The following is a 26164-nucleotide window of genomic DNA, read 5'->3' on the forward strand; positions in this document are numbered from 1 at the left end:
GCGCGGCCGCGGGCGCGCCCTCCCCTTCCTTGTCCCAGCCATTGTCGAGTGCCGCGCGCAGATAGCCCACCGGGCTGCGCACCCCGTCGCGCCCCGCCACCCAGTCGAGCTTTTCGGCCACCGCCTCCGCCCCGTGCTCGGCGATCCATTGCCGCGCCAGCCGGTCCGAGACCCCCTGCGCCCGCAGCCGCTCATAGACCGGCTGGCTGCGCGCCGCCTGACCGTCATCTATGTCGAGCATGGCAAGCTGCGGGTTCTCGCGGATCGAGAAGCGCAGCTCCTTGACGGTGCGGCCCAACCGCCTGAATTCGGGCTCCACCTGGATGTTGGAGGCGCGGTTCACCTCCTCCACCGCCGGCTTGATGACCTTGGCGTTGAGATGCTTGAAGCTGCGGTAATACTCGCTGTCATCGACCCCCATCAGCCGGCGGAACACCTCGAGCGGCCACCAGCCGGTCGATCCGGTGCGCACGAAGCGGTAGCAGTTCTCGTAAAGCGCCAGCCCGTGGCCGGAGGTGAAGCGCCGCTGGATGTCGAGATTGATCAGCGCGAAGACCTGCGGGTCGTGCAGCTTTTCGGCCAGCGCCGGGGAATAGGCATAGTCGCAGACCCCGTCGCGCAGCCGCGCATGGGCCAGAAGCGCCGAGACCCCCCATTCCTGCCGGCCCTTCTCGTCGAGCATGTCCCATTCGGCCACCGTCTCGGCGAGCCCGCGCAGCGCGTCGCGCAAGCTGTCGATGTCGTTCGAGTTGTAGCCGATCATCGCGGCGAGGGTGCGCGCGTCGATCCGGTGCGTCGCCTGGCTCAGCAGCGTGTCATAGGCGTTGAGCAAGAGCACGTTCGACAGCTTGCGCTGCAGCAGCGTCAGCTTGCCGCCGATATGGATCGCGGCGACGTTCTTCTTCACCGCGCCGCGCCTGAGCGCGCCGCTCAGCGCCTCGGGCCCGTCGCGTCCTTCGCCCTCCCGCCCCTGTCGTTCCGCCATGATCCGCGCCCTTTTCCCCGCCCGGTGACCGCCGGCCGCCGCCCGCCCGCCATTCGCGCGCAAGCTGCCTCTTGCGGCACCTCTGCGCAAGAGAGTTCCGGGTACCTTCGCCACCTTCGGAGCCTATCCCGTAAAGGGGTACCTTTGCGTGAAGGCACCGCGCGCAGGTCCCTTTGCCCCGCGCAACGGCTCGGGCGGTGAGTCCGAAGATGCGAATCGGGGCCGGGATCGGCCGCTTTCGCGCCGCGAAACCCGCGGGCAGGCCCGGTTTCGCCCCGGTTTCACGGGGTTTCTCCCATCCCGTAACCGGGAACCCTTCATCCTGTAGCCGGGTACCTTTCATCCCGAAGATTGGTACCTTTCGTCCCGAACTTGGGTACCCAACACCCTATAAGATCATGATATGAATGAGGTTTTTTGAGCCAAAGACTCTAAAGATTCTTAAAGATTCAAAACAGGCTGCGTGCTGTCGTCTCAGAAGATTTCAGGATTTGCGGGGCATGGTTTCGCGGCGAAACCGGCAATGTCACGGCGGGGCTTCGCCGTGCATGTCGATATTTCACCCGGCCCGCCGATGTGCGATGGTTGCTCCGACAGAAGCCCGAGAGGCGTACATGACAGCAGGTATCGCATGACCAAGCGCGCGGACACGAGCTCACCGCCCTTCCACAACATCGACCCGGCGCGCGCCGCGGAGCGGCTCGGACCGCGTGTCGATACCACGCGATTCGCCAAGGCCGCCACCTTCTGCGCCCGCGGCCGCGACGACATGGCCCGGCGCGGCTATGCCCCCGACGGCACCAAATCGCTGCGCCGCTTCTCGATCTGGGAGATCACCCGCTACCTGATCCCCGTCGCCGCCGCGCATCTGCGCCGCGTGCTGAAGGCCAACCCCGACCTGCCGCAGGGCGAGGGCGAGGCGGGCGCGAAATGGTTCACCCTCGACGAGGTGCTCCGGCTGCGCGATCACTTCGCCGAGGAGGGCGCCGCCAACAAGGAATACCGCCCCTGGCGTCCCGAGGGCCTGCCCGCCAAGATCACCGCCGTCGCCAATTTCAAGGGCGGCTCCGGCAAGACCACGACCTGCGTGCATCTCGCCATGGCCGCCGCGCTCGATGGCTACAAGGTGCTGGTGATCGACCTCGACAGCCAGGCTTCGATGACCTCGCTTCTGGGCGGCAAGGTCGCCGATGAATGGCAGACCGTCTTCCCGCTTCTGGCGCGCGACTATGCCCGCGCGGTGAACCAGGAGAACCTCGTACGCGAGGCCGAGGGGCAAAGCCCCCTGCCCCTCGACGAGACGCTGACCGAGGCACTGGAGGTTTCGCCGCGAAACCTGATCCAGTCGACCCACTGGCCCAATATCGACCTGATCGGCGCGCAGCTCAATCTCTACTGGTCCGAGTTCCAGATCCCGGTCTGGCGGATGAACCTCAAGAGCTGGTCGCTGTGGGACGCGCTGAGCAACGCGCTGAACGAGGAGGGGCTGCTCGACGAGTATGACCTCGTCTTCCTCGACACCCCCCCTGCCCTCGGCTACCTGACGATCAACTCGCTCTCCGCCGCCGACATCCTGCTCGTGCCTTTGGGCGCGTCGTTTCTGGAGTTCGATAGCACGGGCCGTTTCTTCGACATGCTCTACTCGACCTTCGCCTCGATCGAGGAGGGCGAGAACGCGCAGCGCCGCCGCGCGGGCCTGCCCGAGATGCGCTTCGAATGGGACGTGGTCCGCGCCGTCATCACCCGCTACGACGCCGGGCAGCAGACCGATCTGGCCAACGTGATCCAGGCTTATTTCGGCGATTTCATGACCGCCTACCGGCAGGAATTCACCGCGCTGGTGGGCCAGGCGGGCGAGCAGATCAACGGCATCTACGAGGCCGATTACCGCGACTTCAACCGCGAGACCTATCTGCGCGGGCGCGAGGCCTTCGATCGGACCTATGCCGAGTTCAAGGAGCTGCTCCTGGGCAGCTGGTACCGCGACATGAAGGAAGACGAGGAGGAAAGCCATGGCCAGACGCAGGACGCTTGAGGCGCCCGACCCGAAGGCGCTGGCCGAGATCGAGGCCGGTTTCGCCGCGAAACCCATGACCGGCCCCGGCGGCTTTGCGGCCCCGATCGCGCAGGTCGCGGCCGAAGCCGCCTCGGGCCGCGATGCCCGCCCCGCGCCCGACCGCGCCGAGGCCGCGCGCGTCGCCAGCCAGGCCGCCGCATGGCGCGAGGCGCAGGCCGAGGGGCGGCTGATCGAGACGCTGCCGCTCGACCGCATCCAGGTGAACCACCTGTCCCGCGACCGGATCGAGACCGATGCCGAGGCGATGGAGGAGCTCACCGCCTCGATCCGCGCCAATGGCCAGCGCCTGCCGATCGAGGTGATGGATCTGGGCGAGGGGCGCTACGGGCTGATCTCGGGCTGGCGGCGGATGCGGGCCCTGGCGCTGATCGGGGCCGAGGACGGGACCGCGCCGGTCGCGCGGGCCATCGTGCGGCCCGTGGTCGAGGCAGGCGCGGCCTATGCGGCGATGGTCGAGGAGAACGAGGTCCGCGCGCAGCTCACCCCATATGAGCGTGGCCGCATCGCCGCGGTCGCGGCGCATCTGGGGGCGTTCCCTTCGATGGAGGCCGCGGTGGACGAGATCTTTGCCGCCGCCTCCAAGGCCAAGCGCTCCAAGATCCGCTCCTTCGCGCTGGTGCATTACGAGCTGGGCGATTTGCTGTCGCATGGACGCGCGCTGTCCGAGGCCGCCGGCCTGCGGCTGGCCTCGGCGCTGCGCGGAGGTTTCGCGGCGAAACTGCGCGCGGCGCTGGAGCGGTGCGAGGCGCGCGATGCGGCAGAGGAATGGGCGGCGCTGGAGGCGGTTCTGGCCTCGGCCGAGGCGGCACCAGCGCCGCGCCAGCGCGGCGGACGCCCGCGCCGGGACGCCCCGCCGCCCTTGGCCGAAGCGCGGCTCGCGGATGGGGCGCGGGCGGTGGTGCGCGGCGAGGGCGCGAAGCTGGTGCTGACGCTGGACGGGCAGGAGGGGCTGGACGAGGCCGCACGGCAGGCGCTGGCCGAGCGGATGCTGGAGCTGGTGGAGCAGGCGCTGCGCGGCTGAGGAACGCCGCGCAAGAGGCTGGTTTTGCGAGGGTTCATCGGGGTGGCGGAAGGGAAAGCAGGCTTTCCTTCCGTCCGAACGAAAAAGCGGGGCCGATGGCCCCGCTTTCGGTCGTCCAGCAAGGCTTCGGGCTCAGGCGAGCGCTAGGTTCACCGCCGACTCGCGGCCATCGCGGCCGGATTCGATGTCGTAGGACACCTTCTGATCGTCGGCGAGGCCGTTCAGCCCCGAACGCTCGACGGCCGAGATGTGGACGAAGACGTCCTTGCCGCCGGTGTCGGGCGCGATGAAGCCGTAGCCCTTGGTGGTGTTGAACCATTTCACGGTGCCAGTGGCCATGTCCGTGTCTCCTGTCTTGTCGCTGCCCGCGACATGCGGCAGCTGCGGCGCGTTGCAGTCTGGATCGATCAACTGAGCCGGCCGAGCGGAGACAGAAGGGTCGAAAAAGCTAACGTCAGCCCCCCGAATATGGACGGGTCGACGCATGATTCAAGCCCGCAGGCGGGGAGGAGCAGGATCGCGCATGAGAAAGGGGGCCGAAAAGGCCCCCGTCTCGGCCGGGCCGAAGCCCGGTTCTCCCCATGCGGGGAGGGCGGTGCGGATCACATGTAGATCGCGCCGCCGAAGATCTTGCGCACCATTTCGGGGCGGCTGGTGCCGAGCGCTTCGAGGTCTTCGTCGCTCATCTCGTTGAGCTGCTGGACCTGCTTCATGCGCGGACCGGCTTCGGCCATGGCGATCAGCCCGCGGCCGATCATGGCAAAGGGAGCGACCGCGAGGCCGAGAAGGCGGGAGGGGGCGGTGGTGGTCTGCGCCATGTCTCTGGACTTTCTATGTTTTGCCGTGTTGAGCCAGATATGCGCCTCGCATGGCATCGGGACAACCGACGATCCGGCAGGGCCGGTCTGCGCCCAGTGCAAGGCCCGCTCAGCCCGGATGCAGCGCCCGCGCCGCCGCGCGCCCCGAAAGCAGCGCCGCCTCGATCGTCTGCGGCAGGGGCGGGGCGAGCCAGTCGCCCGCCAGCGCCAGATTGTCATGCGGAAGACGCGGCGGACGGGCGGCGAGCGCCGCCGGATCGCAGGCGGCGGTGGCGGCGCGGGCGCGGATCAGCCGGGCGGCAAGGGGCGGCGCATCGGTGCCCGCGGCGCGGGCGACCTCGCGCCAGATCCGGGCCTCGGGCGTCTCGCCTTGCAGGTCGGCCTCGGCAAGGCAGCTTTCGGCGGCGGAGACGGTGACGGAGAGCACGTCGTCGCGCCGGAAGATCCAGTGCGACAGGCCGGAGACCAGACCGAGCAGCGGCGGCATCCGCGCGGCCAGGTCCGGGGCCACGCGGAAATGGGCGTTGAGGATGCTTTCGCCCGGCGCGGGCATGGGGGCGGCAAGGAGCTTCGACAGCGCCTCGGGCGGCAGGGCGAGGATCGCCGCCTCGTCGGGGCCGAGCGCCACCTCGTCATCGCCGAAGCGCAGCGCGGTCACGCGCGCGCCGCGCGTGGAGAGGCCCGTGAGCGCGTGGCGCTGGACGATGCGGACACCGCGCTGCCGAAGCAGCGCGAGGGCCGGATCGACCAAGGTGGGGCCGAGGCCGAGGGGCATGGTGACGGGGCGGCTCGCGCCACCGCCGCGCAGCACGCTGCGGCGCAGCATCTCGGCAAGCGGCGCGGCGGCGGCGCGCTCTGGCGGGGCGTTGAGCACGGCGAGGGTCAGCGGCTCCCACAGCCGCGTCCATGCCGGGCCGCGACGGGGCAGGGCCTGGGCCACGGTGGTCTGCGCATCGGCGCGCAGGAGGCGCAGCAGGTCGCCCGGCAGGGCACGCATGGTGCCGGACGGCAGGCGCAACCCGCCGTGCAGGAGATCGCGCGGGCCTGTGGGCAGGCGCAGGCTCCAGCGCGCGCCGGAGGCGATATCGAGAAAGTCGATCTCGGCGCGCGCCGCGATGTCGAGCGCGGCCTGGCTGCCGATCCGGGCGCAATGGGCCATGACCTCGGCATTGCCCGACAGCACCAGATGGTTGCCATTGTCGATCCGCCGGTCGAGCCGCGCGTCGTGAAAGCTCCAGGCCCGGCCCCCGGCGCGGGCGGTGGCCTCGTGCAGCACGACCTGCACGCCGGGGCGCTCGGAGAGCGCCAGCGCCGCGGCGATGCCGGCGAGCCCCGCGCCGACCACATGGACCCGCCTCACCGCGCGGCACCGCCCGCGGCGAGGCAGCGCAACCCGTCCATGAGCTTGCGCCAGCGCGCGCGCGGCGGCGGCGGGCGCTGCGCATCGGCCTCGATCTGGCGCAAGAGCCGCTCATAGGGGCCCATCATCAGCAGGGCGGGCGCGATGCGCAGCCGCGAATGGGCCGGGATCTCGCGCGCGGCGGCGGCATAGGCCGCGCGCGCGCGGGCGGCGAGGCGGCGGCGCAGATCGGGCAAAGCGGGGGAGGCGAGCACCGCCTCGGGGCGGGGCGGGATGCCCAGCTCATCGAGAAGCTCGGCGGGCAGGTAGAGACGGCCCAGACCGGCATCCTCCTCGATGTCGCGCAGGATGTTGGTAAGCTGCAGCGCCTCGGCCAGCGACAGGGCGAAGCGGCGCGAGGGCGCGCCGCGCCACGCGCCGAAGACATGCATCGACAGGATGCCCACCGCGCCCGCGACGCGGCGGATATAGGCGTCGAGCACCGCCTGCGGCGGGGCGACCATGCCGTCGAGATCCATGCGCATCCCGTCGAGCACCAGCTCGAACTCTTCATATGGCAGATCATAGGCGCGGGCGGCATGGGCGATCTCGCGGCCCACCGGGGTTTCGGCGCGGCCCTCGCGCGCGCGGGCGAGCTCGGCCTCCCAGGCCTTGATGCCGGCGCGGCGCTCGGCCAGCGGCGCGGGGCCGTCGACCACGTCGTCGACCACGCGGCAGAAGGCATAGACGGCGAGGATGGCGCGGCGGCGCGGTGCGGGCAGCACGCGCATGCCCGCGCGAAAGCTGCTGCCCGAGCCTGCGACGATTTCCTCGACGCCCTGTTGCACGAGCGCGCTCATGCCGGGCGCGCCGAGGGGCCGGGGGAAAGGAGCGCGAGGCCGCCGCGCAGGCCCGCGCGCCACCAGTCGGCGCGGGCGGGGGCGACGCGTTCGGCCAGCGGGTCGCGGCGCGACAGCTGCGCGTGCAGGCGGCGGGCCAGCGTCTCGATGCTGCGGATCTCGGCGCGCAGGCGGCGCGAGCGCACGAGACCGGGCAGCGCGTCGGCGCGGGCCATGAGCGGGCCGCAGGCGTCGAGCATCCGGTCGACCACCGCGCGCAGCTCGGGCGTCAGCGCCGGGCGGGCAAGGTCGCGCGGATCGGCCCCGGCTTGGGCGAGCCAGTCGGCGGGCAGGTAGAGGCGGCCCAGATCGCGCCAGTCCTCGCCCAGATCCTGAAGGTGGTTGAGGATCTGGAGCAGGGTGCAGAGCGCGTCGGAGGCGGTGCGGGCGGCGGGCGGCTCGCCATGCAGGTCGAGCAGGAAGCGGCCCACCGGGTTGGCCGAGGCGTGGCAATAGGCGTCGAGATCGGCCCAGCTCCGGCAGGGCCGGGCGGCGATATCGGCGCGAAAGGCGGCGAGCATGGCGATGGCGTGGCGCTCCGCGCCCGCATGGCCGCATTCGGCGAGGGCGTGGCGCAGGCGGGTGCTGCGCGCATCGCCATGTTCGCCCCTCAGCCCGGCCTCGATCGCGTCGAGACGGGCGGTCTTGTCGGCGGGGGGCATCCCGGGGTCGTCGGCGATGTCGTCGGCGGCGCGGACCACGTCGTAGAAGGCGCGCACCGGCGCGCGCAGCGGCGCGGGCAGCAGCACGGAGCCCACGGGAAAATTCTCCCGATCCGCGCCGCGCGCCCGGCGCGGCGCGGGGTCTGCGCCGGGGGGCCGCGACGTCGCGGCGATTTTTCCCATGTCTTTGGCCATTCGTGCCCTAACTGGTTCCTCGCCTTCCCGCAGGGCCGACAACGATAAAGATCGATATACATGGTAGATACGCGACACCCCAGAGCAATCCATTCCGTTTCGGCAAGCGGCATCGCGCCGCGCCGATCCCGACGAGGCGTCTGAGATGGACGGGGCCCTGCCGCGCGCCATCCCGCCCGCGTTTGCACGCCGCGCCGCGCCGCGCCGCGTGCTCGTCATCGGCGCGGGCCCCGGCGGGCTTGCCACCGCGATGCTGTTGCGCGCGGCGGGGGCCGAGGTCACGCTTCTGGAAAAGGAGGACCAGCCCGGCGGGCGCACCGGCGCGATCCGCCGCGACGGCTTCACCTTCGACATCGGGCCGACCTTCTTTCTCTACCCCGAGATCCCGCGCGAGATCTTTGCCGCCTGCGGCGCGGATTTCGACGCCGAGGTCGAGCTGATCCGGCTTGACCCGATGTACCGGCTGCAATTCGACGATGGCCGCCGGATCGACGCGACGGCGGATGCGGATCGGCTGGCCGAGCAGGTGGCCAGGATCGACGCGCGCGACGCCAGGAACGTGAAGGGCTATCTGGAGGCCAACCGCGCCAAGTTCGAGGCGTTTCGCCCGATCCTGCAACGCCCCTTCGCCAGCCTGCGCGATCTGGCGCAGCCCGACATGCTGAAGGCCCTGCCCAAGTTCCGGCCTTGGTCGACGGTGGATGGCGAGCTGCATCGCTGGTTTCGCAACCCCGATGTGCGCGTGGCCTTCTCCTTCCAGTCGAAATACCTTGGCATGTCGCCGTTCAAATGCCCCTCGCTCTTCACCATCATCGCCCATGTCGAATACGGCTTCGGCGTCTGGCACCCCAAGGGCGGCTGCAACGCGATCACCGCGGCCATGGCGCGGGTGGCGGCGCGGATGGGGGTCGATATCAGGCTTTCGGAGCCGGTCGAGAAGCTCAAGCTCGACGGGCGGCGCGCGGTGGGGGCGGTGACGGCCAAGGGCGAGCATGACGCGGATGCGGTGGTGATGAACGCCGATTTCGCCCATGCGATGACCTCGCTCGTGCCCGATGCCGCGCGCAGGCGCTGGAGCGACAAGCGGATCAGGTCCAAGAGCTATTCCTGCTCGACCTTCATGCTCTATCTCGGGATCGAGGGGGAGCTGCCGGATATGAGCCACCACACCATCGCCTTCTCGAACGACTACCAGCGCAACGTGGCCGAGATCGACGCGGGCAAGGCCCCGGTGGAGCCGACGATCTACGTGCAGAACGCGAGCGTGACCGATCCGACACTGGCGCCTAAGGGCCATTCGGCGCTCTACGTGCTGGCGCCGGTGGGCAACCTCACGGGCGGCGAGGATTGGGCGGCGCTGGCGCCCGCCTACCGCGAGAAGATCCTCGACCGGGTGTCGAAGCTGGCGGGGCGCGACATCCGCCCCGCGATCCGCACCGAGATCATGTTCACGCCCGAGGACTGGCGCTCCAAGCTCGCGGTCTACAACGGCGCGACCTTCAACCTTGCGCACAACCTCGGGCAGATGCTGCATTACCGGCCCCGCAACCGCTTCGAGGATATCGACGGGGTCTATCTTACCGGCGGCGGCACGCATCCCGGCTCGGGCCTGCCGACGATCTTCGAGAGCGCGCGCATCGCGGCCAAGCTCTGCGCCGAGGATCTGGGCCTGCCGGGCAATGAAGAGCTGACGACGGAACTGCCGATGGAGGCTGCGGAATGACGATCGGAATCATCGGTGGCGGCCTTGGCGGCCTCGCCTCGGCCTGCACGCTGGCGGCGCGGGGGCACAAGGTCGTTCTGTTCGAAAAGAACGACTGGCTCGGCGGCAAGGCGGCGGTGCTGGAGGCAGAGGGCTTCCGCTTCGACATGGGGCCGACCATCCTGACCATGCCGCGGGTGCTGGAGCGGATTTTCGGCGAGGCCGGGCGCGATCTGCACCGGGAGCTGGACCTGCGAAGGCTCGATCCGCAATGGCGCTGCTTTTACGACGACAAGACGGTGCTGGACCTGCGCGACGATCCCAAGCTGGCGGCGGAGGAGATCGGCCGCCTTTCGCCCGCCGACCGGGCGGGCTTCGAGCGGTTCATGGAGGTGGCCTCGCGGCTGTCGGATGTCTCGGACCGGTTCTTCTTCTGGAAATCGGTCGAGGATCTGCGCGACACGATGGATCTCAAGGGGAGCATGAATCTCTCGACGCTGTCGGACGTGATGGCGCTTCGGATGCACCGCACCGTGGCCGGGCAGATCAAGCGCGACGTGAAGGACCACCGCGTCGCCCAGATGCTGGAGCATTTCATCCAGTATGTCGGCTCTTCGCCGCTGGCCTCGCCTGCCGTGCTCTGCGGCATCGCGCAGATGCAGCAGGGCGAGGGCGTGTGGTATCCGATGGGCGGCACGCGGGCGGTGCCAGAGGCGCTGGCGCGGCTGGCCGAAAGCCTCGGGGTCGAGGTCAGGACCGGCACCGGGGTCTCCAAGATCGAGGTCGAGGGGGGGCGGGCGCGCGCCATCGTCACCGAGACGGGCGAGCGCGTTGCCTGCGAGCGGATCGTGTCGAACATGGACAGCGTGCGCACCTATGACGAGCTGGTGGGCGGCGATGAGGGCGCGGCCTTTGCCAGAAGCCGCAAGCGCGAGGCGGCCTGTTCGGGGGTGGTGCTCTATCTCGGGCTCGACCGGGCCTATGAGCATCTGGCGCATCACAACTTCGTCTTTTCGCGCGACCCCGAGGAGGAGTTCGCCGCGATCTATGACAAGGGCGAGCCCGCCCCCGACCCGACCGCCTATGTCGCCGCACCCGCGCGCACCGAAGCCGGCGTCGCGCCCGAAGGGGGCGAGGCGCTCTATGTGCTCGTCCACACGCCCTATCTGCGTCCGCATCACGACTGGCGCGAGATGCTGCCCGGCTACCGCGAGGTGATCATGAACAAGCTCAGGCGCACGGCGGGGATGGAGGACATCGACGCGCGGATCGTGGTCGAACGGTCGCTCACGCCGCAGGACATCCATGACCGCTACCGCGTGCTCAACGGCGCGATCTACGGGCTGGCGAGCCATGGCAAGGTGATGGGCGCGTTCAAGCCGGGCAACCGTTCGCGGCAGGTCGAGGGGCTCTATCTCGCCGGTGGCTCGGCCCATCCGGGGCCGGGGATGCCGATGGCGCTGATGTCGGGCTGGATCGCCGCCGACACGCTCGACCGGGACGCGGGCGGGGCGGCAGATGGGCGCGCGGATGTCGCGGCCGAGTGATCCCGAGGCGGCGCGCTCGGCGCCGATGGCGCGGTTCTTCGCCTCCGTGATGCGCCGCCAGCTGCGCGCGCAGTTTCGTGCGGTGCGCATCGCCCGGCCCGGATTGCCGGATCTGCCCCGTGACCGCCCCGTCATGGTGGTCTGCACCCATCCCTCATGGTGGGACCCGGCGGTGATGATCGGGCTGCATGAAAGCCTGTTTCCCGGTCGCACCGGCTTTGGCCCGATCGAGGCGAAGATGCTGGAGAGCTATCCCTTCATGCGGCGCATCGGGCTCTTTGGCGTCGGCGCGGGGCGGCGCGGGGCGGCGGAGTTCCTGCGGGTGGCGGGCGCGTTGATGGCGCGGCCCGACAGGGTCTTGTGGATCACCGCGCAGGGGCGCTTTGCCGATCCGCGCGAGCGGCCGCTCGGGCTGCGCCCCGGTGCGGCGCATCTGATGGCGCGGCGGCGGGATGTCGTGGCGCTGCCCATGGCGCTGGAATACCCGTTCTGGTCGGAAAGGCGGCCCGAGGCGCTGATCCGCTTCGGCGCGCCGGTCATGGCGCGCGAGGGCGAGGGGGCGGACGGGATCGGCGCGCGGCTGGAGGCGGCGCTGACCGAAAGCTGCGACGCGCTGGCCGGGCTGGCGATGGCGCGCGATCCCGCCGGTTTCGAGACGGTGCTGGGAGGCGCGCGCGGCACGGGCGGGGTCTACGGGCTGTGGCAGCGGGGGCGGGCGGCGCTCTCGGGGCGGCGCTTTTCGCCCGATCACATGGAAGAGCGATGATGCTGCTGGCCCTGTCGATCCTCGGCCTCGCGCTGGCGGCGCTCTTCGCGGTGATGTGCCTCGTGAACCTCGCGGCGCTGCGCCCGCCCGAGGGGGCGGGGGAGGCGGCAATGTCGGGGGCGGTGTCGATCCTGATCCCGGCGCGAGACGAGGCGGAAAACATCGGGCCCGCGCTCGATGCGGCGCTGGCGCAGCGCGGCGTCGCGGTCGAGGTCGTGGTGCTCGATGACGGGTCGAGCGACGAAACGGGCGAGATCGTCGCCGCGCGGGCCGCGGCCGATCCGCGCGTCAGGCTGCTGCGCGGCGCGGCGCTGCCCGCGGGCTGGATCGGCAAGACCCATGCCTGCTGGCAGCTGAGCCGCGCCGCGCGGCATCCGGTGCTTTTGTTCGTCGATGCCGATGTGCGGCTTGATCCGCAGGCGGCGGCGCGGATGACGGGGGAGATGGACCGGCAGGGGCTCGATCTTCTCAGCGGCTTTCCGGGGCAGGTGACGGGGACATGGGCCGAAAAGATCGTGATCCCGCAGATCTTCACCACGCTTCTGGGTTACCTGCCGCTGCCCATGGCCCGCGCGCGGCCCGATCCGGCCTTTGGCGCGGGCTGCGGCCAGCTGATGGCGGTGCGGCGCGGGGCGTACGGCGCGGCGGGCGGACACGCGGCCTTTGCCAGCCGGATGCATGACGGGCTGGAGCTGCCGCGCCGGGTGCGCGCCTCGGGCGGGCGCACGGATCTGTGCGACGCGACGCCGATCGCCACCTGCCGGATGTATGACGGCGCGGGCGCCGTCTGGCAGGGGTTTTCCAAGAACGCGACCGAGGGGATGGCGACGAAGCGCGCGCTGCCGGTCTGGACGCTGCTGCTGTTCGGCGGGCATGTGCTGCCGTTTCTCACCCTCATCGCCGCGCTTTTCGCGGGGGCCGGTTGGGCGGCGTGGCTTTCGGGCGCGGCCTGCGCGCTGGTGCTGGGCGCGCGGGCGGCGATGGCGGTGCGGTTGCGTCAGCCCTGGCTCTCGGTCGCGGCACACCCCTTGGGCGTCATGGTGGTGCTGGCGATCCAGTTCGTGGCGCTGTGGAACGGCGCGCGCGGGCGGCGGGCGGGCTGGCGCGGGCGCGATTACCCGGCCTAGCCGATCAGCGATTTCACGATGCGCTCGATATTGCGGCCATAAGGCGGGCGGACGAGGCGCGCCAGCGAAGGGCGCGCGACCATGACGCTGCGCGGCCGGGTGAAGGCGCGGAACCCCTCCTCGCCGTGATAGGCGCCCATGCCGCTGTCGCCCGCGCCGCCGAAGGGCAGCTGGTGGATGCCGACATGGATCACCGCCTCGTTGATCATCGCGCCGCCCGAGCGGATCGCCTCCGCCTCGGCGCGCGCGGCCTTCGTGTCGCGCCCATAGACATAGAGCGCCAGCGGGCAGGGGCGGGCATTGACGAAATCGCGCGCCTCCTGCGGCGTGTCATAGGGGATCAGCGGCAGGATCGGGCCGAAGATCTCCTCTTGCATGAGCGCGTGGTCGCGCGGCGGGTCGATCACCGCGACCGCGCCCATGCGCGGCGGCGCGGGCGGATGCGCCATCAGCGGCACCGTTTCCAGCCCGTCCAGCAGGCAAGCGAGCCGGTCGCGGTCGGCGGGGCGGGCGATGGCGGCGTAGTCGGGGCCGGACGGGTCGGGGTAGAGCGCGGCGCTGGCGGTTTTCAGCGCGGCGACGAAGGGTTGCAAAGCCGCGCGCGGCACCAGCGCGTAATCGGGGGCGACGCAGGTCTGCCCGGCATTGAGCAGCTTGCCCGCGACGATCGAGCGGGCGCTGTCGTCGAGATCGGCATCGGCGCGCAGAAGCGCGGGCGATTTGCCCCCGAGCTCCAGCACCGTGGGCACGAGGTTTTCGGCCGCGGCCTGCGCCACCTTGCGGCCCGTGGCGGTGGAGCCGGTGAAGAACAGCCCGTCGAGCGGGGCGGCGGCCAGCGCCGCGGCGGTCTGGGGCGAAGGCTCGAGCGCGGTGGCGCGGCCGGGCAGGGCGGCCTCGACGATGCGGGCGATCTCATGGGCGGTGCGCGGCGTGTACTCGGAGGCGTGGAGGATCGCCCGGTTGCCCCCGGCGATGGCGGCGATCAGCGGCACCAGCGACAGCTGCAGCGGATAGTTCCACGGGCCGATGATGCCGACAAGACCCAATGGCACGCGCTCGATCCGCGCGGTGGAGGGCCAGAAATGCGGCGGCAGCACGACACGGGCGGGCCGGGCCCAGCGGCGCAGATGGCGCGCGGCCTGCCGCGCCGCGCCGATCGTCATGGCGACCTCGGTCAGCAGCGTCTCGGGGCGCGGGCGGCCGCCGAAATCGGCGTCGGTGGCGGCGGCGATGGTCTCGGCGCGGGCGCGGATTTCGCGCTCCAGCGCCCTGAGCTGCACGCGGCGCTCGGAAAGCGGCGGCGGGGTCTCGTCGTGGCGCAGATCGGTCAGGGCGCGGGCGAGCTCATCGGTCATGTCTTTCATGGGCGGGGCTTTCGAACATGCGCGGGAAAGCGGCGACCGCTCCATGCGCCGTAGATGATCGGATTTCGGGCGCAGAACTCGACCAGAAGCCCCGAGAGCGGCAGGCGGGTGCCGCGCCACAGCCGCCGCAGCGCGGCAAGCGCGCCGTAGCTCGCGCCCATGATGTTGACGGCGGTGTCGCCCATCGTGTCGGGCAGGCCCGAGCGCTGCGCATTGGTGCCGAAAACGGCGTCGATTGAGAATTCGAACAGCTCCCAGCAGGCACCGACCAAGGCCGCGAAGCCGACGCCGAGCAGGCCGAGAATCCAGCCCGCGGTGCGCGGCGCGGCCCCGGCGGTGGGCAGGAGCGCCAGCGCCACGCCCACCAGCGCCAGCACCGCCGAGGCCACGAAATGCAGCGCCATGTCCCAGACCGGGATGGCGGCGTAGAAGCCGGCCGCCTCGCCCAGGCCGAAGGCGCAGAGGCAATAGACGAGAATGCCGGTGGCCAGCCCGCGCGGCATCACGATGCCCGAGACCCATGTGTAGAGCGGCAGAAGCGCCGCCAGCGCCATCGCGCCCGCCGCGCCGAGCGCCACCACCGGATGGCCCGCGATCAGGCTCAGCCCCGCCATGAGCGCGGCACCGCCCCAGACCAGAAGGCGCAGCGGGCCGGGGCGGGGCGGGGCGGGATCGGTCGCTTGGGTCATCGGGCTCTCTTTGCAGGCTGCCGCTCATCTAGGGCGCGCGGGCGCGGACCCAAGGATGTCTGCGAAAGAGGGCGGCGGCGAAAGGGGGCCTGTTCCCTTGCGCGGGGCGCCGGGGCGCGGCCTAGCGCAGCCGCCGCTCGCTGGCCGCATCGAACAGCATCACCCGCTCTGCCGCGATCTCGAGCCCGACCCGTTCGCCCGAGCGCGGCGCGGGGTCGTCCTCGCTCAGCTCGACCACCAGCCGGTCGCCCGTGCCCGCCACGAGATAGGCGTAGGAGACGCCGCCCAGACGCTCGACCAGATCGACGAGGTGGCTGTCGCCCGGCGCGAGGGTAAGGTGCTGCGGGCGCACGCCGACGATCACCTCCGCGCCGGGCGCGGGCAGGGCCGCGCCGCTGGGCAGGGTCCGCGCGCCGAGGCCGGGGGCCAGAACGCCGTCCTCGGCCACCGAGCCGCCGACGAAATTCATCGCCGGAGAGCCGATGAAGCCCGCGACGAAGCGGTTGTCGGGGTCGCGGTAGAGATCCATCGGCGCGCCGACCTGCTCGATATTGCCACCCCTGAGCACCACGATCTTGTCGGCGAGCGTCATCGCCTCGACCTGATCATGGGTGACATAGATCATCGTCGCGCCGATCTCCTTGTGCAGCCGCGCGATCTCCACCCGCATGTCGACCCGAAGCTCGGCGTCGAGATTGGACAGGGGCTCGTCGAAGAGGAACACCTCCGGCCCGCGCACGATGGCGCGGCCGATGGCGACGCGCTGGCGCTGGCCGCCCGAGAGCGCCTTGGGCTTGCGCTTGAGGTAATCGTCGAGCTTGAGGATGCGGCTCGCCTCGCGGACCTTCTCCCTGATCTCGGCCTTGGCATGGCCGGTCATCTTCAGCCCGAAGCCCATGTTCTCCTCGACCGTCATGTGCGGGTAGAGCGCATAGGTCTGGAACACCATGGCGACGCCGCGATCGGCGGGGTCGGCGCGGGTGACGTCGCTCGCCCCGATGCGGATTTCTCCGGCGCTGGTCTCCTCCAGACCCGCGATCATTCGCAGCAAAGTGGACTTGCCGCAGCCCGAGGGGCCGACGAAGACCACGAATTCGCCATCCGAGATGTCGAGGTCGACCCCGTGGATCACCTCGACCTCGCCGTATCGCTTCACCAGCTTGCGCAGGGTGACGTCAGACATCGCTCTCTCCCTTGTCGCGGGCCCGTCCCGGATCGGGAAAGCGCCACGCCTCCGTGTCCTTCGAGATGCACGCCGCCGTCTCGCGCAGCAGCGGCACCATCTTTTCCAAATCGTCCAGTGTCTTGCGGGCGGTCACCGAGGTGACCGACAGCGCGCCGATCACCCGGCCCCGGGCCGAGAGGATCGGCATCGCGACGCAGATGATGCCCGGCTCGTGCTCCTCGCGGTCGAAGGCATGGCCGCGGTCGCGGATCTCGGCCAGCTCGGCGCGCAAGCTCTCCGCGTCGGTGATCGTGTGCGGGGTGAAGCGGTAGAAGCTTTGCAGCGCCACCGCCCGGTCGAGTGCCTCGCCTTCGAGAAAGGCGAGCATCGCCTTGCCGACGCCGGTGCAATGGGCCGGGCCGACCTTGCCCGCCTGGCTGAACATCTCGACCGGGCGCGAAGGCACGCGCTTGTCGACATAGAGCACCTGTCCGGCGTCGAGCTGCGCGAGATGCACCGTCTCGCAAGCGCGGGCAGCGAGCCGCGCGAGGTGCGGGCGCGCCACCGGGGCGAGCGAGGATTGCTCCCACGCCGCATGGGCGAGCCGCATCAGCCGCAGCCCCGGCGCATAGGTCTGCCGCTCGGGGTCGAGCGCCAGAAGCCCCTGATTGGTCAGCGTCTGCAGCAGCCGGTAGAGCGTCGCCTTGGGAAAGGGCGAGCGCTCGCGCAGCTCGTTGAACCGCACGGGGCGTTCGAATCCGGCCACGAGATCGAGCACCGCCACCGCCTTGCCGATGGTGCCGTCGCCCGCCTGTGTTTCGCTCCGCTGCGCCGTCATTTCGCCTCCCCCCTCATGTTCCGGCGCGTCCGATTGCGCCTGAACTGTTGACAAGCATAGGGCAACCCGGCGTATGATTTCAATATGCAAAACCTAGTCTCAAATAATGAGACTGGACTTGCGGAGAGTAATGGGGAGGAGACCATGGTTACTCACTACCGGGCCGCGCTTGCCGCGCTGGCCATGACGACCCTGCTGGGCAGCGGCGCGCTGGCCGAAAGCCACGAGATGGCGCTGTCGGGCGAGCTGAAGATCTTTTCGGACATGTCGAACCCGGCGCCGCGCGCGGTGATGGAGGGGATGGTCGAGCGCTTCGGCGAGATGCATCCCGATCTCGACATCGAGCTGACGGTGATCGACCGCGAGGCCTACAAGACGCAGATCCGCAACTTCCTCACCGCCAACCCGCCGGACGTGGCGAACTGGTATGCGGGCAACCGCATGGCCCCCTATGTCGATGCCGGGCTGTTCGAGGATGTCTCGGATCTGTGGGACGCGGAGATGAGCGAGAGCCTCGCCTCGACCAAGGGGGCGATGACGCTCGACGGCAAGCAATGGGGCGTGCCCTATACCTACTACCAGTGGGGCGTCTATTACCGGAAGGATCTCTACGAGGAGCACGGGCTGGAGGAGCCGCAGGACTGGGAGACCTTCAAGTCGAACTGCCAGACGCTTCTGGACAACGACATCAAGTGCTTCACCATCGGCACCAAGTTCCTGTGGACCGCCGCCGGCTGGTTCGACTATCTCAACATGCGCACCAACGGCTATGACTTCCACATGGCGCTCACCGCCGGTGAGGTCGAATGGACCGACGACCGGGTCCGCCAGACCTTTGCCAACTGGGCCGAGCTGATCGAGATGGGCGCCTTCATCGACAATCACACCGCCTATAGCTGGCAGGAGGCGCTGCCCTTCATGGTCAATGGCGATGCGGCGGCCTACCTCATGGGCAACTTCGCCGTGGCACCGCTGCGCGAGGCGGGGCTGTCGGACGACCAGCTCGACTACTACCAGTTCCCGGCGATCAACGGGGATGTCGAACTGGCCGAGGACGCGCCCACGGACACCTTCCACATCCCGTCGGGGGCGCAGAACAAGGAGGCCGCGCGCGCCTTCCTCGAATTCGTGACCTCGGCCGAGAACCAGACCGAGATCAACGCGGGCGACGCGCTGGGGCAGCTTCCGGTCAACGCCAATTCCTCGGTGGATGAGGACAAGTTCCTGAAGGAAGGCTTCGAGACGCTGTCGTCCAACAGCCCCGGCGGCGTGGCGCAGTTCTTCGACCGCGACGCGCCCGCCGAGATGGCCAAGGTGGCGATGGAGGGCTTTCAGGAGTTCATGGTCAAGCCCGACAATCTCGACCGCATCCTCGACCGGCTCGAGCGCGCGCGCCAGCGGATCTACTGATCGCGCGCCGCGCGCCTGCCGGGGGCGGCCCGCCCGCCCCCGGCCCTTTTTCCATCCCGAGGCCCCGACCCCGTTCGAAAGGTGCTGCCATGGCCCCGCTCCCCCCCTCCACCGCAGACCGGCCAGCCCCCGGGCCCGCGCCGCGCTCGTGGTGGCGCCGCAACCAGATCGCCATCACGCCATGGCTGTTTCTCGCGCCGGGCATCCTGTTCTTCGCGGTCTATGTCCTGATCCCGGTGTTCCAGAGCTTCAATGTCTCGCTTTATGAATGGGACGGGCTGGGCGCGGCCGAATATGTCGGCCTGCGCAATTACGAGGAGATGTACTGGGACGACGCCTTCTACACCTCGCTCAAAAACAACGTGATCTGGCTGGTGCTCTATCTTCTGGCGATCCCGATGGGGCTCGCCATCGCGCTTCTGCTCAACCAGACCGTCACCGGCATCCGCATCTACAAATCGCTGTTCTTCTTTCCCTTCGTGATCTCACAGGTCGTCGTCGGCCTCGTCTTCAGCTGGTTCTACGATCCGTCCTTCGGCCTCCTGAACGTCATGCTGGGCTGGTTCGGCGCGGGGCCGGTCAATGTTCTGGGCGATGAGCGCTGGGTGACCTACGGCATCATCGCCGCCGGTCTCTGGCCGCAGACGGCCTATTGCATGATCCTCTATCTCACCGGGCTCAACGCCGTGGACCCCGAGCAGATCGAGGCGGGGCGGCTCGACAACGCCAGGGGCTTTCGGATGCTGTGGCACATCATCCTGCCGCAGCTCAAACCGGCGACCTTCATCGCCTTCGTGGTGACGATCATCGGCGCGCTGCGCTCCTTCGACCTCATCTCGATCATGACCGGCGGCGGGCCCTTCGGGCAAAGCCGGGTGCTCAGCTTCTACATGTTCGAGGTGGCGCTGTCGGAATACGGCTTCCGCATGGGCTATGGCGCGGCCATCGCGGTGGTGCTGTTTCTCATCATGCTGGTCTTCATCACCTATTTCCTGTGGTCGATGTATCGCGAGGAGCGCGGCCGATGACCCGCGACGAATTCGACGCGATCTGCGCCGCGCAGCCCGGCGCGGTGCGCTCGGGTCCGGGCGAGCTCGACTCCTGGAAGGTCGGCGGCAAGATGTTCGCCTGCTGGGGCGATTTCGAGCACCGCGAGACCAATACCGACACCGTGGTCGTCGCCACCCCCGACCGCGAGACCGCCGAGATGCTGATCGAGGCGGGGGCCGCGCATCGGCCGCCCTATTTCCGCGGCGCATGGGTCGGGCTGACATTGGACGGCCTCGACGCGGAGGAGGCCCGCCACCGTATCGCCACAAGCTACGCCCGGATTCGCGCGGGGCTGACCAAGACGGCGCAGGCCGACCTGCCCCCCCTGGAGGACTGAGATGTTTCCCGCACCCATCGAGCGCGCCTCGCGCCCCGCGCAATTCGCCTATCAGGCGCTCATTCCCGCCGCCCTCGTGCTGTGGCTTTTGCCGCTGATCGCCGTCGCGGTCTTCTCGATCCGGCCCGACGCCGATTTCGCCAATGCCAATTACTGGGGCTGGCCCTCCTCCTTCGAGGGGATCTCCAACTACTCCAAGGTCTTCTTCGAAAGCGACATGCCGCGCTACCTGTGGAACTCGGTGCTGATCACCGTGCCGACGGTGATCGGCGCGGTGGCGCTGTCGTGCATGACCGGCTTCGCGCTCGGCATCTACAAGTTCCGCGCCAATCTGTGGATCTTCTTTCTCTTCGTGGCGGGCAATTTCGTGCCCTTCCAGATCCTGATGGTGCCGGTGCGCGACCTGACGCTCGATTTCGGCCTCTACAACACCAAGACCGGGCTGGTATTGTTCCACATCGCCTTTCAGACCGGGTTCTGCACGCTCTTCATGCGCAACTTCATCCGCGCGCTGCCCTATGAGCTGATCGAGGCGGCACGGGTCGAGGGCGTGGCGGAATGGCGGATCTTCTGGTTCGTGGTGCTGCCCTTGATGAAGCCCGCCATCGCGGCGCTGGCCGTCCTCATCTTCACCTTCATCTGGAACGACTATTTCTGGGCCGTGGTGCTGACCCAAGGGGCCGAGAGCCAGCCGGTGACGGCGGGGATCACCTCGTTCAACGCGCAATACCGCGCGGCCTATCACCTGATGAGCGCGGGCAGCATCGTCGCCGCGCTGCCGCCGGTGGCGATGTTCTTCCTGATGCAGCGCCACTTCATCGCCGGCCTGACTTTGGGAGCCGTGAAATGACCACCGATTGCTGGCGTCTCGACAGCTTTGCCCAGACCCTCGTTCTGGCCGGATCGGGCGGGCGGCTGCCTTGCGTCGTCTACTGGGGCGCGCCGCTGCCCAAGGCCTGCGACCTCTCGTCCATCGCGGCGGCAGAGGCGCGCGACGTCACCGGCGGCATGCTCGACGCCAACCCGGCGCTTTCGATCTGCCCCGAGGCCGATCGCGGCTTTCCCGGCCAGCCGGGGCTCGCGCTGCGCGACGCCGAGGGCCGGGTGCTGCGCCCCCGGCTGCGGCTTTTGGAGGTCGAGGCCGGGGAGAACGCGCTCACCGTGAAAGCGGGCGATGACGAGATCGGGCTGCGCTATGTCGCGCGCTTTGCCATCGACGCCGAAACCCATGTGCTGACGCTTTCGGCCGAGATCGAGAGCGACGCGCCGGTGATGCTCGACTGGCTCGCGGCCCCCGTGCTGCCCGCGCCGCAGCTTTCCGACGAGATGATCGACGTCTCGGGCCGCTGGATCGGGGAGTTCCGGCTTCAGCGCACGCCGTGGTCGGCGGGCATCCGAATGCGCGAGGCGCGCACGGGGCGCTCGGGGCACGAGCATTTTCCCGGCCTGATCGTGCCGGGGCGCGGGGCCACCAACACCGCCGGCGCGGCCTACGGCTTTCATTATGGCTGGTCGGGCGGGCACCGGATGGTGGCCGAGGAGCTGCCCGACGGGCGGCGGCAGGTGCAGTTCGGCCATGCGAGCGGCACCGAGCTTGCGCCTCTCACCCGCGCGGCGACCGCGCCCTTGCTCGTCACCTTCTCGCGCGCGGGCCTCAATGGCTGCGCCACCGCGTTCCAGCGCCATATCCGCGACCGGATCGTGCAGTGGCCCGCGCCCGAGCGCCCGCGCCCGGTGCATTACAATTGCTGGGAGGCGGTCTATTTCGACCATGACGTCGCCGAGCTGAAGGAGATCGCCACGCGCGCGAGCGCGCTCGGCGCGGAGCGCTTCGTGCTCGATGATGGCTGGTTCGGGCGGCGCGACGACGACACCACGAGCCTTGGCGACTGGTGGATCGACGAGCGGAAATATCCCGATGGGCTCGCACCGCTGATCGATCATGTGCATGATCTCGGCATGAGCTTCGGCATCTGGTTCGAGCCCGAGATGATCAATGCCGAGAGCGAGACCTTCCGCGCCCATCCCGACTGGGCGCTGGGGCCGATGGACCAGATCGAGGGGCGCCAGCAGCGTGTGCTCGATCTCGCCAACGAAGCGGTGCGCGACTACCTCTTCGACCGGATCGGCGCGGTGCTGCGCGATCACGCGGTCGATTACGTCAAGTGGGATCACAACCGGCTCCTGCCCTACCCGGACGCGGCCCAGACGCGCGGCGTCTACGATCTTCTGGACCGGCTGCGCGCGGCGCATCCGAAGGTCGAGATCGAGAGCTGCGCATCCGGCGGCGGGCGGATCGATGCGGGGATATTGGCGCGCACGCAGCGGGTCTGGCTGTCGGACAGCAATGACGCGGTCGAGCGGCTGCGCATCCAGCACGAGGCGGCGCTGTTCCTGCCCGCCGCCATCACCGGCAGCCATGTCGGCCCGCGCCGCTGCCACACCTCGGGGCGGGTGCTGTCGATGCCGATGCGCGCCTGGGTCGCGGCGCAAAGGCATATGGGTTTCGAGATGGACCCGCGCGAGCTTACGGAAGACGAGGCGCAGGCGCTCACCCGCGTCACCGCCTGGTGGAAGGCCAACCGCGACTGGATGATGCGGGCCGAGATCCACCGGCTCGACAGCGCCGACGACGCCATCATCGCCGAGGCGCAGATCGCCGAGGCGGGCGCGCGTTTCGTCGTCTTCGCGGGCCGCGCGGGCACCTCGCCGCAGATCCTGCCCCGGCCCTTGCCGCTCACCGGGCTGGAGCCCGATGCGCTCTACCGGCTGGAGCTGGTGAACGGGCAGGATATCGGCCCCGCCTCGCGCGGCGATGTCGCGCTGGCGCGCGGCGCGGTCGAGCTGCCGGGGGCCTATCTGATGAGCCACGGCATCCAGCTTCCCGCCGCCTTTCCCGAAACCATCTGGGTGATCGAGGGCAGGCGCATATGACCGACAGGCAGGCCGACATGACCGATCCCCTCCGCACTCTGGGCTGTTGCTACTACCCCGAACACTGGCCGCGCAGCCTCTGGGCCGAGGATGCGCGCCGCATGGCCGAGACCGGGCTGACATGGGTGCGGATCGGCGAATTCGCCTGGGAGCGGCTGGAGCCGAGCCCCGGCGATCTGCGCTTCGACTGGCTCGATGAGGCGATCTGGACGCTGGGCGAAGCGGGATTGAAGGTCGTGCTCGGCACGCCCACCGCCACGCCGCCGCGCTGGATGCTTGATAAGCACCCCGACATGCTGGCGGTGGACGCGGAGGGCCGCCCGCGCAAGTTCGGCTCGCGCCGCCATTACTGCTTTTCCCACGAGGGCTACGCCGCCGAGAGCGACCGGATCGTGACGCTTCTGGCCGAGAGATATGGCCGCAACGACCACGTCGCGGCGTGGCAGACCGACAATGAATATGGCTGCCACGACACGACGATCTCCTATTCCGACGCGGCGCGGGTGGCTTTCCGGCGCTGGCTTCGTGCCCGTTACGTCGATATCGACGCGCTCAACGCGGCCTGGGGCAATGTGTTCTGGTCGATGGCCTACCGCGATTTCGACGAGATCGACCTGCCCAACCTCACCGTGACCGAGCCCAACCCGGCCCATGCGCTGGCCTTCCGGCGGTTTTCCTCGGATCAGGTGGTGCGCTTCAACCGGCGGCAGGTCGGGATCATCCGGGCGCGATCGGAGGCGCCGATCACCCATAACTACATGGGCCGGATCACCGATTTCGATCATTTCGCGGTTGGCGAGGACCTCGATTTCGCGTCGTGGGACAGCTATCCTCTGGGCTTTCTCGAAGACCGGGCCGGGGCGGATGCGGACACGCAGCGCGATTTCGCCCGGCAGGGCGAGCCGGATTTCCAGGCTTTTCACCACGATCTCTACCGCGCCGTGGGGCGCGGGCGGATGTGGGTGATGGAGCAGCAGCCCGGCCCCGTGAACTGGGCCCCGCACAACCCCGCGCCGCTGCCGGGCATGGTCCGGCTGTGGAGCTGGGAAGCCTTTGCCCATGGCGCGGATTGCGTGAGCTACTTCCGCTGGCGGCAGGCGCCTTTCGCGCAGGAGCAGCTTCATGCGGGGCTGTTGCGCCCCGACAGCCAGCCCGCGCCGGGGCTGGAGGAGGCGGCACAGGTCGCGCGCGAGATCGCGCAGGCGCCCGAGGTGTCGGCCACGAAGGCCGAGGTGGCGGTCCTGTTCGATTACGACGCCGACGCCGCATGGGCGGTGCAGCCGCATGGCGCGGGGCTGAGCTATTTCGGCCTCGTGCTCGATTTCTACAAGGCGCTGCGCGGGCTGGGGCTGTCGATCGACATCCTGCCCGCCACGGCGCGCGATTTCACGGGCTACCGGCTGATCGTGGCGCCGGGGCTGATGCACATGGCCGAGGGCCTGAAATCCGCTCTGGCGGAGGCCGGGGCGGAGGTGCTGCTCGGCCCGCGCTCGGGCGCGCGGGATGGCGAATTCTCGATCCCCGTGCCGCTGCCGCCCGCCTTTCCGGGCCTCGACGTGACGGTGAGCCATGTCGAAAGCCTGCGCCCCGACTGCCCCGCGGCTCTGGAGCAGGGCGGGGCCTTCGCGGGCTACCGCGAGGCGCTGGAGGGCGCGGCGCGGGTGGTGGAGCGCGATGCGCAAGGCGCGCCCGCGATGATGCGCGAGGGGCGGGTGAGCTATCTGGGCGGCTGGCCCGACGGACAGGCGGCGCGGCGCATCCTCGCCGCGCTGTGCGCGCGGGCGGGTCTCGACACGGTTGCGCTGCCCCATGGCATCCGCCGCCGCGACACGGCGCGCGAGCGGTTCTGGTTCAACCACACCGCGCAGGCGGTGACGGTCGAGGGGATCGAGCTGCCGCCCCTCTCGGTCACGCGGCTGGAGCGCGGCGCGGACGGCTGAACCGCAAGGGGGGCAATCAGCCCTTCGCCCCGGCCAGCTGGCAGATCCGGCGCACCGCCGCGGCATAGCCTTCGACCCCGAGCCCCGCGATCACCCCGTCGGCGCGGCGCGAGACGAAGGAGTGGTGGCGGAAGGATTCGCGCTTGTGCACCTGGCTCAGATGCACCTCGATCACCGGTGGATCATAGGCGTTGAGCGCGTCGAGGATCGCGATCGAGCTGTGGGTCAGCGCGGCGGGGTTGATGACGATGCCGCAGCTCGCCTCGCGCGCCTCGTGGATCCAGTCGATCAGAACGCCCTCGTGGTTCGACTGCTCCAGCCGGATCTCGAAGCCGGGATCGGCCGCCGCCGCGCAGATCCGCGCCACGTCGTCGAGCGTCTCGTGGCCGTAGATTTCGGGCTGGCGCTTGCCCAACAGGTTCAGGTTCGGGCCGTTGAGCACGTAGATCGTCTTCATGGGGTCTCCCGTCATCGCGCCGCAGGCGCGTCGCTTCAGATCGCGCGGCACGCGCGTCGCTTCAGATCGCGCGGCACGCGCGTCGCTCCAATTCGCGCGGGGATGCGCGCCTGCGTTTATAGCGGCAATCGGCCCGTGGGACAGGGCCGCCGGAAGGGCAGGGCGCGTCGCCTCGGGGCCCTTCGCGGATGGGCTACCGGCGCGATGCGCCAGTTTCCAGTTTTTGTTGGTCTATAGATACGGTCGTTTGAGGGCGCTGGTGAGGCCCATCCCGCGCTGAGCGCAGTCGCGAAAACGCAAGCGCAAGGGCCGCGAAAGCCCTTGCCTGCAACGGTGCCGGGCGAGGCCGGGGATAGCGCTCTGGCGCATCGGACGGCACCGGTTTGGAGGAGCGGTCCTGTCCGACCGGCCTTCGAAGCGGCCCGCATGGGGGTCTTTGCCATCCACCAGTATGATTGAGAATGGGCGTTTGTATCCTCAACCAAGAGATAAATAGCAAATTATAACAATGACTTGAGGGGTAGGCATTGAGCCGCAAGGGGCGCGATGCTCCTGCCCGCGAAGGCGCCGGGGAGCGGGAGCCGGATCAGTCCCGGGAAAGGGAAGCGGGGCCCTGCCATGCCATCCGCTCGAACCCCTCGCGATGGGCGAAGCGGGCGAGGTGGTCGTCGATGACCGCCCGCGCGCGATCGCGCGCCTCGGCGGTCTCGACCGAGATGCGGACGATCAGTTCCTCATCGGTCGCTGATGGGCACGCTGGACGAGATCGAAACCGGCTTTTCCGGGTAAGCCATGCGCCTCTCGCTTGGCGTTGTTGCAGAACTCAGGCTTGAGGCGCAGAT

Annotated in this window: 24 protein-coding genes; 12 read left to right on the forward strand and 12 right to left on the reverse strand. The window is 69.6% G+C overall.

Annotation, left to right across the window (positions count from 1 at the left end; genetic code table 11):
* Window positions 1–985 (reverse strand): replication initiation protein (locus CJ301_RS16590; RefSeq protein ID WP_099278476.1); only part of this gene is annotated, 985 nt, incomplete at its 3' end.
* Window positions 986–1616: 631 nt separating this feature from the next.
* Here CJ301_RS16590 and CJ301_RS16595 point away from each other — a divergent pair.
* Both CJ301_RS16595 and CJ301_RS16600 read left to right on the forward strand, forming a co-directional pair.
* The gene (locus CJ301_RS16595) at window positions 1617–3020 is read left to right on the forward strand and encodes an AAA family ATPase (protein WP_099278477.1); all 1404 of its coding nucleotides are present in this window, start codon (window positions 1617–1619) and stop codon (window positions 3018–3020) included.
* A complete protein-coding gene (locus CJ301_RS16600; RefSeq protein ID WP_099278478.1) occupies window positions 2998–4083 on the forward strand; it encodes a ParB/RepB/Spo0J family partition protein in 1086 nt (361 codons plus the stop codon). Before CJ301_RS16595 ends, CJ301_RS16600 begins: the two co-directional genes overlap by 23 nt.
* A 132-nt stretch (window positions 4084–4215) precedes the next feature.
* Here the strand turns inward: CJ301_RS16600 and CJ301_RS16605 are convergent, their stop codons facing one another.
* The 5 genes from CJ301_RS16605 to CJ301_RS16625 all read right to left on the reverse strand — a co-directional run bounded on the left by CJ301_RS16605 (window position 4216) and on the right by CJ301_RS16625 (window position 7984).
* On the reverse strand, window positions 4216–4422 hold the full coding sequence (locus CJ301_RS16605) for a cold-shock protein (protein ID WP_099278479.1): 207 nt from the start codon (window positions 4420–4422) through the stop codon (window positions 4216–4218).
* Between the two features lie 263 nt (window positions 4423–4685).
* A complete protein-coding gene (locus CJ301_RS16610) occupies window positions 4686–4901 on the reverse strand; it encodes a DUF1127 domain-containing protein (RefSeq protein ID WP_099278480.1) in 216 nt (71 codons plus the stop codon).
* A gap of 109 nt (window positions 4902–5010) precedes the next feature.
* The gene (locus CJ301_RS16615) at window positions 5011–6261 is read right to left on the reverse strand and encodes a hydroxysqualene dehydroxylase (RefSeq protein WP_099278481.1); all 1251 of its coding nucleotides are present in this window, start codon (window positions 6259–6261) and stop codon (window positions 5011–5013) included.
* Window positions 6258–7100, reverse strand: coding sequence for a squalene/phytoene synthase family protein (locus tag CJ301_RS16620; protein WP_099278482.1), 843 nt, complete (start codon window positions 7098–7100; stop codon window positions 6258–6260). The genes CJ301_RS16615 and CJ301_RS16620 overlap by 4 nt, the downstream gene beginning before the upstream one ends.
* A complete protein-coding gene (locus tag CJ301_RS16625) occupies window positions 7097–7984 on the reverse strand; it encodes a squalene/phytoene synthase family protein (protein ID WP_099278496.1) in 888 nt (295 codons plus the stop codon). The genes CJ301_RS16620 and CJ301_RS16625 overlap by 4 nt, the downstream gene beginning before the upstream one ends.
* A 157-nt stretch (window positions 7985–8141) precedes the next feature.
* On the opposite strand from CJ301_RS16625, the gene crtI reads away from it, so the two are divergent.
* From crtI to CJ301_RS16645, 4 genes are read left to right on the forward strand one after another with little or no spacing between them, the layout of a single operon-like run.
* A complete protein-coding gene (gene crtI, locus CJ301_RS16630; protein WP_099278483.1) occupies window positions 8142–9719 on the forward strand; it encodes a phytoene desaturase family protein in 1578 nt (525 codons plus the stop codon).
* Window positions 9716–11245, forward strand: a complete 1530-nt coding sequence (locus tag CJ301_RS16635; RefSeq protein ID WP_099278484.1) for a phytoene desaturase family protein — start codon at window positions 9716–9718, stop codon at window positions 11243–11245. Before crtI ends, CJ301_RS16635 begins: the two co-directional genes overlap by 4 nt.
* Window positions 11229–12011 carry a lysophospholipid acyltransferase family protein gene (locus tag CJ301_RS16640; protein WP_099278497.1) on the forward strand — a complete coding sequence of 261 codons (783 nt, stop codon included), beginning with the start codon at window positions 11229–11231 and terminating at the stop codon, window positions 12009–12011. Before CJ301_RS16635 ends, CJ301_RS16640 begins: the two co-directional genes overlap by 17 nt.
* Window positions 12008–13138 carry a glycosyltransferase family 2 protein gene (locus tag CJ301_RS16645; RefSeq protein ID WP_099278485.1) on the forward strand — a complete coding sequence of 377 codons (1131 nt, stop codon included), beginning with the start codon at window positions 12008–12010 and terminating at the stop codon, window positions 13136–13138. Before CJ301_RS16640 ends, CJ301_RS16645 begins: the two co-directional genes overlap by 4 nt.
* On the opposite strand, the gene CJ301_RS16650 is transcribed toward CJ301_RS16645, so the two are convergent.
* The 4 genes from CJ301_RS16650 to CJ301_RS16665 all read right to left on the reverse strand — a co-directional run bounded on the left by CJ301_RS16650 (window position 13135) and on the right by CJ301_RS16665 (window position 17194).
* Window positions 13135–14493, reverse strand: coding sequence for an aldehyde dehydrogenase family protein (locus CJ301_RS16650; protein ID WP_099278486.1), 1359 nt, complete (start codon window positions 14491–14493; stop codon window positions 13135–13137). The two genes, CJ301_RS16645 and CJ301_RS16650, sit on opposite strands and share 4 nt — an antisense overlap.
* Window positions 14494–14498: 5 nt before the next feature.
* Entirely contained in the window at window positions 14499–15191 is a 693-nt protein-coding gene (locus CJ301_RS16655; protein ID WP_099278487.1) for a hypothetical protein, read from the reverse strand.
* Between the two features lie 121 nt (window positions 15192–15312).
* Window positions 15313–16374, reverse strand: coding sequence for an ABC transporter ATP-binding protein (locus CJ301_RS16660; protein ID WP_099278488.1), 1062 nt, complete (start codon window positions 16372–16374; stop codon window positions 15313–15315).
* A complete protein-coding gene (locus CJ301_RS16665; RefSeq protein WP_099278489.1) occupies window positions 16367–17194 on the reverse strand; it encodes an IclR family transcriptional regulator in 828 nt (275 codons plus the stop codon). The genes CJ301_RS16660 and CJ301_RS16665 overlap by 8 nt, the downstream gene beginning before the upstream one ends.
* 144 nt (window positions 17195–17338) lie before the next feature.
* Between CJ301_RS16665 and CJ301_RS16670 the strand changes: the two genes are divergently transcribed.
* From CJ301_RS16670 to CJ301_RS16695, 6 genes are all read left to right on the forward strand, one after another.
* Window positions 17339–18604, forward strand: a complete 1266-nt coding sequence (locus CJ301_RS16670) for an ABC transporter substrate-binding protein (protein WP_099278490.1) — start codon at window positions 17339–17341, stop codon at window positions 18602–18604.
* A gap of 89 nt (window positions 18605–18693) precedes the next feature.
* The gene (locus tag CJ301_RS16675; protein WP_099278491.1) at window positions 18694–19632 is read left to right on the forward strand and encodes a carbohydrate ABC transporter permease; all 939 of its coding nucleotides are present in this window, start codon (window positions 18694–18696) and stop codon (window positions 19630–19632) included.
* The gene (locus tag CJ301_RS16680) at window positions 19629–19991 is read left to right on the forward strand and encodes an MmcQ/YjbR family DNA-binding protein (protein ID WP_099278492.1); all 363 of its coding nucleotides are present in this window, start codon (window positions 19629–19631) and stop codon (window positions 19989–19991) included. The genes CJ301_RS16675 and CJ301_RS16680 overlap by 4 nt, the downstream gene beginning before the upstream one ends.
* Window position 19992: 1 nt before the next feature.
* Entirely contained in the window at window positions 19993–20841 is an 849-nt protein-coding gene (locus CJ301_RS16685; RefSeq protein ID WP_099278493.1) for a carbohydrate ABC transporter permease, read from the forward strand.
* A complete protein-coding gene (locus tag CJ301_RS16690) occupies window positions 20838–22925 on the forward strand; it encodes an alpha-galactosidase (RefSeq protein ID WP_099278494.1) in 2088 nt (695 codons plus the stop codon). Before CJ301_RS16685 ends, CJ301_RS16690 begins: the two co-directional genes overlap by 4 nt.
* Window positions 22926–22942: 17 nt before the next feature.
* The gene (locus CJ301_RS16695) at window positions 22943–24865 is read left to right on the forward strand and encodes a beta-galactosidase (protein WP_099278498.1); all 1923 of its coding nucleotides are present in this window, start codon (window positions 22943–22945) and stop codon (window positions 24863–24865) included.
* 16 nt (window positions 24866–24881) lie between these two features.
* Here the strand turns inward: CJ301_RS16695 and aroQ are convergent, their stop codons facing one another.
* On the reverse strand, window positions 24882–25322 hold the full coding sequence (gene aroQ / locus CJ301_RS16700) for a type II 3-dehydroquinate dehydratase (protein ID WP_099278495.1): 441 nt from the start codon (window positions 25320–25322) through the stop codon (window positions 24882–24884).
* Window positions 25323–25908: 586 nt separating this feature from the next.
* Complete coding sequence (locus tag CJ301_RS19350; protein ID WP_099278499.1) at window positions 25909–26142, reverse strand: DUF2218 domain-containing protein; 234 nt, start codon at window positions 26140–26142, stop codon at window positions 25909–25911.
* Window positions 26143–26164 lie beyond the last annotated feature (22 nt).

Origin of the sequence: Limimaricola cinnabarinus (genome assembly GCF_002723615.1) — a bacterium.
Classification (GTDB): domain Bacteria; phylum Pseudomonadota; class Alphaproteobacteria; order Rhodobacterales; family Rhodobacteraceae; genus Limimaricola; species Limimaricola cinnabarinus_B.

What these genes read in the sequence shown, in the direction of transcription:
- CJ301_RS16635 (WP_099278484.1), top strand. Translation starts at nt 9,716, where the DNA reads ATGACGATCGGAATCATCGGTGGCGGCCTTGGCGGCCTCGCCTCGGCC.
- CJ301_RS16595 (WP_099278477.1), top strand. Translation starts at nt 1,617, where the DNA reads ATGACCAAGCGCGCGGACACGAGCTCACCGCCCTTCCACAACATCGAC.
- CJ301_RS16690 (WP_099278494.1), top strand. Translation starts at nt 20,838, where the DNA reads ATGACCACCGATTGCTGGCGTCTCGACAGCTTTGCCCAGACCCTCGTT.
- CJ301_RS16600 (WP_099278478.1), top strand. Translation starts at nt 2,998, where the DNA reads ATGGCCAGACGCAGGACGCTTGAGGCGCCCGACCCGAAGGCGCTGGCC.
- CJ301_RS16685 (WP_099278493.1), top strand. Translation starts at nt 19,993, where the DNA reads ATGTTTCCCGCACCCATCGAGCGCGCCTCGCGCCCCGCGCAATTCGCC.
- CJ301_RS16655 (WP_099278487.1), bottom strand. Translation starts at nt 15,191, where the DNA reads ATGACCCAAGCGACCGATCCCGCCCCGCCCCGCCCCGGCCCGCTGCGC.
- CJ301_RS16625 (WP_099278496.1), bottom strand. Translation starts at nt 7,984, where the DNA reads ATGGGAAAAATCGCCGCGACGTCGCGGCCCCCCGGCGCAGACCCCGCG.
- CJ301_RS16665 (WP_099278489.1), bottom strand. Translation starts at nt 17,194, where the DNA reads ATGACGGCGCAGCGGAGCGAAACACAGGCGGGCGACGGCACCATCGGC.
- CJ301_RS16605 (WP_099278479.1), bottom strand. Translation starts at nt 4,422, where the DNA reads ATGGCCACTGGCACCGTGAAATGGTTCAACACCACCAAGGGCTACGGC.
- CJ301_RS16640 (WP_099278497.1), top strand. Translation starts at nt 11,229, where the DNA reads ATGTCGCGGCCGAGTGATCCCGAGGCGGCGCGCTCGGCGCCGATGGCG.
- aroQ (WP_099278495.1), bottom strand. Translation starts at nt 25,322, where the DNA reads ATGAAGACGATCTACGTGCTCAACGGCCCGAACCTGAACCTGTTGGGC.
- CJ301_RS16620 (WP_099278482.1), bottom strand. Translation starts at nt 7,100, where the DNA reads ATGAGCGCGCTCGTGCAACAGGGCGTCGAGGAAATCGTCGCAGGCTCG.
- CJ301_RS16610 (WP_099278480.1), bottom strand. Translation starts at nt 4,901, where the DNA reads ATGGCGCAGACCACCACCGCCCCCTCCCGCCTTCTCGGCCTCGCGGTC.
- CJ301_RS16670 (WP_099278490.1), top strand. Translation starts at nt 17,339, where the DNA reads ATGGTTACTCACTACCGGGCCGCGCTTGCCGCGCTGGCCATGACGACC.
- CJ301_RS16695 (WP_099278498.1), top strand. Translation starts at nt 22,943, where the DNA reads ATGACCGATCCCCTCCGCACTCTGGGCTGTTGCTACTACCCCGAACAC.
- CJ301_RS16675 (WP_099278491.1), top strand. Translation starts at nt 18,694, where the DNA reads ATGGCCCCGCTCCCCCCCTCCACCGCAGACCGGCCAGCCCCCGGGCCC.
- CJ301_RS16680 (WP_099278492.1), top strand. Translation starts at nt 19,629, where the DNA reads ATGACCCGCGACGAATTCGACGCGATCTGCGCCGCGCAGCCCGGCGCG.
- crtI (WP_099278483.1), top strand. Translation starts at nt 8,142, where the DNA reads ATGGACGGGGCCCTGCCGCGCGCCATCCCGCCCGCGTTTGCACGCCGC.
- CJ301_RS16650 (WP_099278486.1), bottom strand. Translation starts at nt 14,493, where the DNA reads ATGACCGATGAGCTCGCCCGCGCCCTGACCGATCTGCGCCACGACGAG.
- CJ301_RS16645 (WP_099278485.1), top strand. Translation starts at nt 12,008, where the DNA reads ATGATGCTGCTGGCCCTGTCGATCCTCGGCCTCGCGCTGGCGGCGCTC.
- CJ301_RS16660 (WP_099278488.1), bottom strand. Translation starts at nt 16,374, where the DNA reads ATGTCTGACGTCACCCTGCGCAAGCTGGTGAAGCGATACGGCGAGGTC.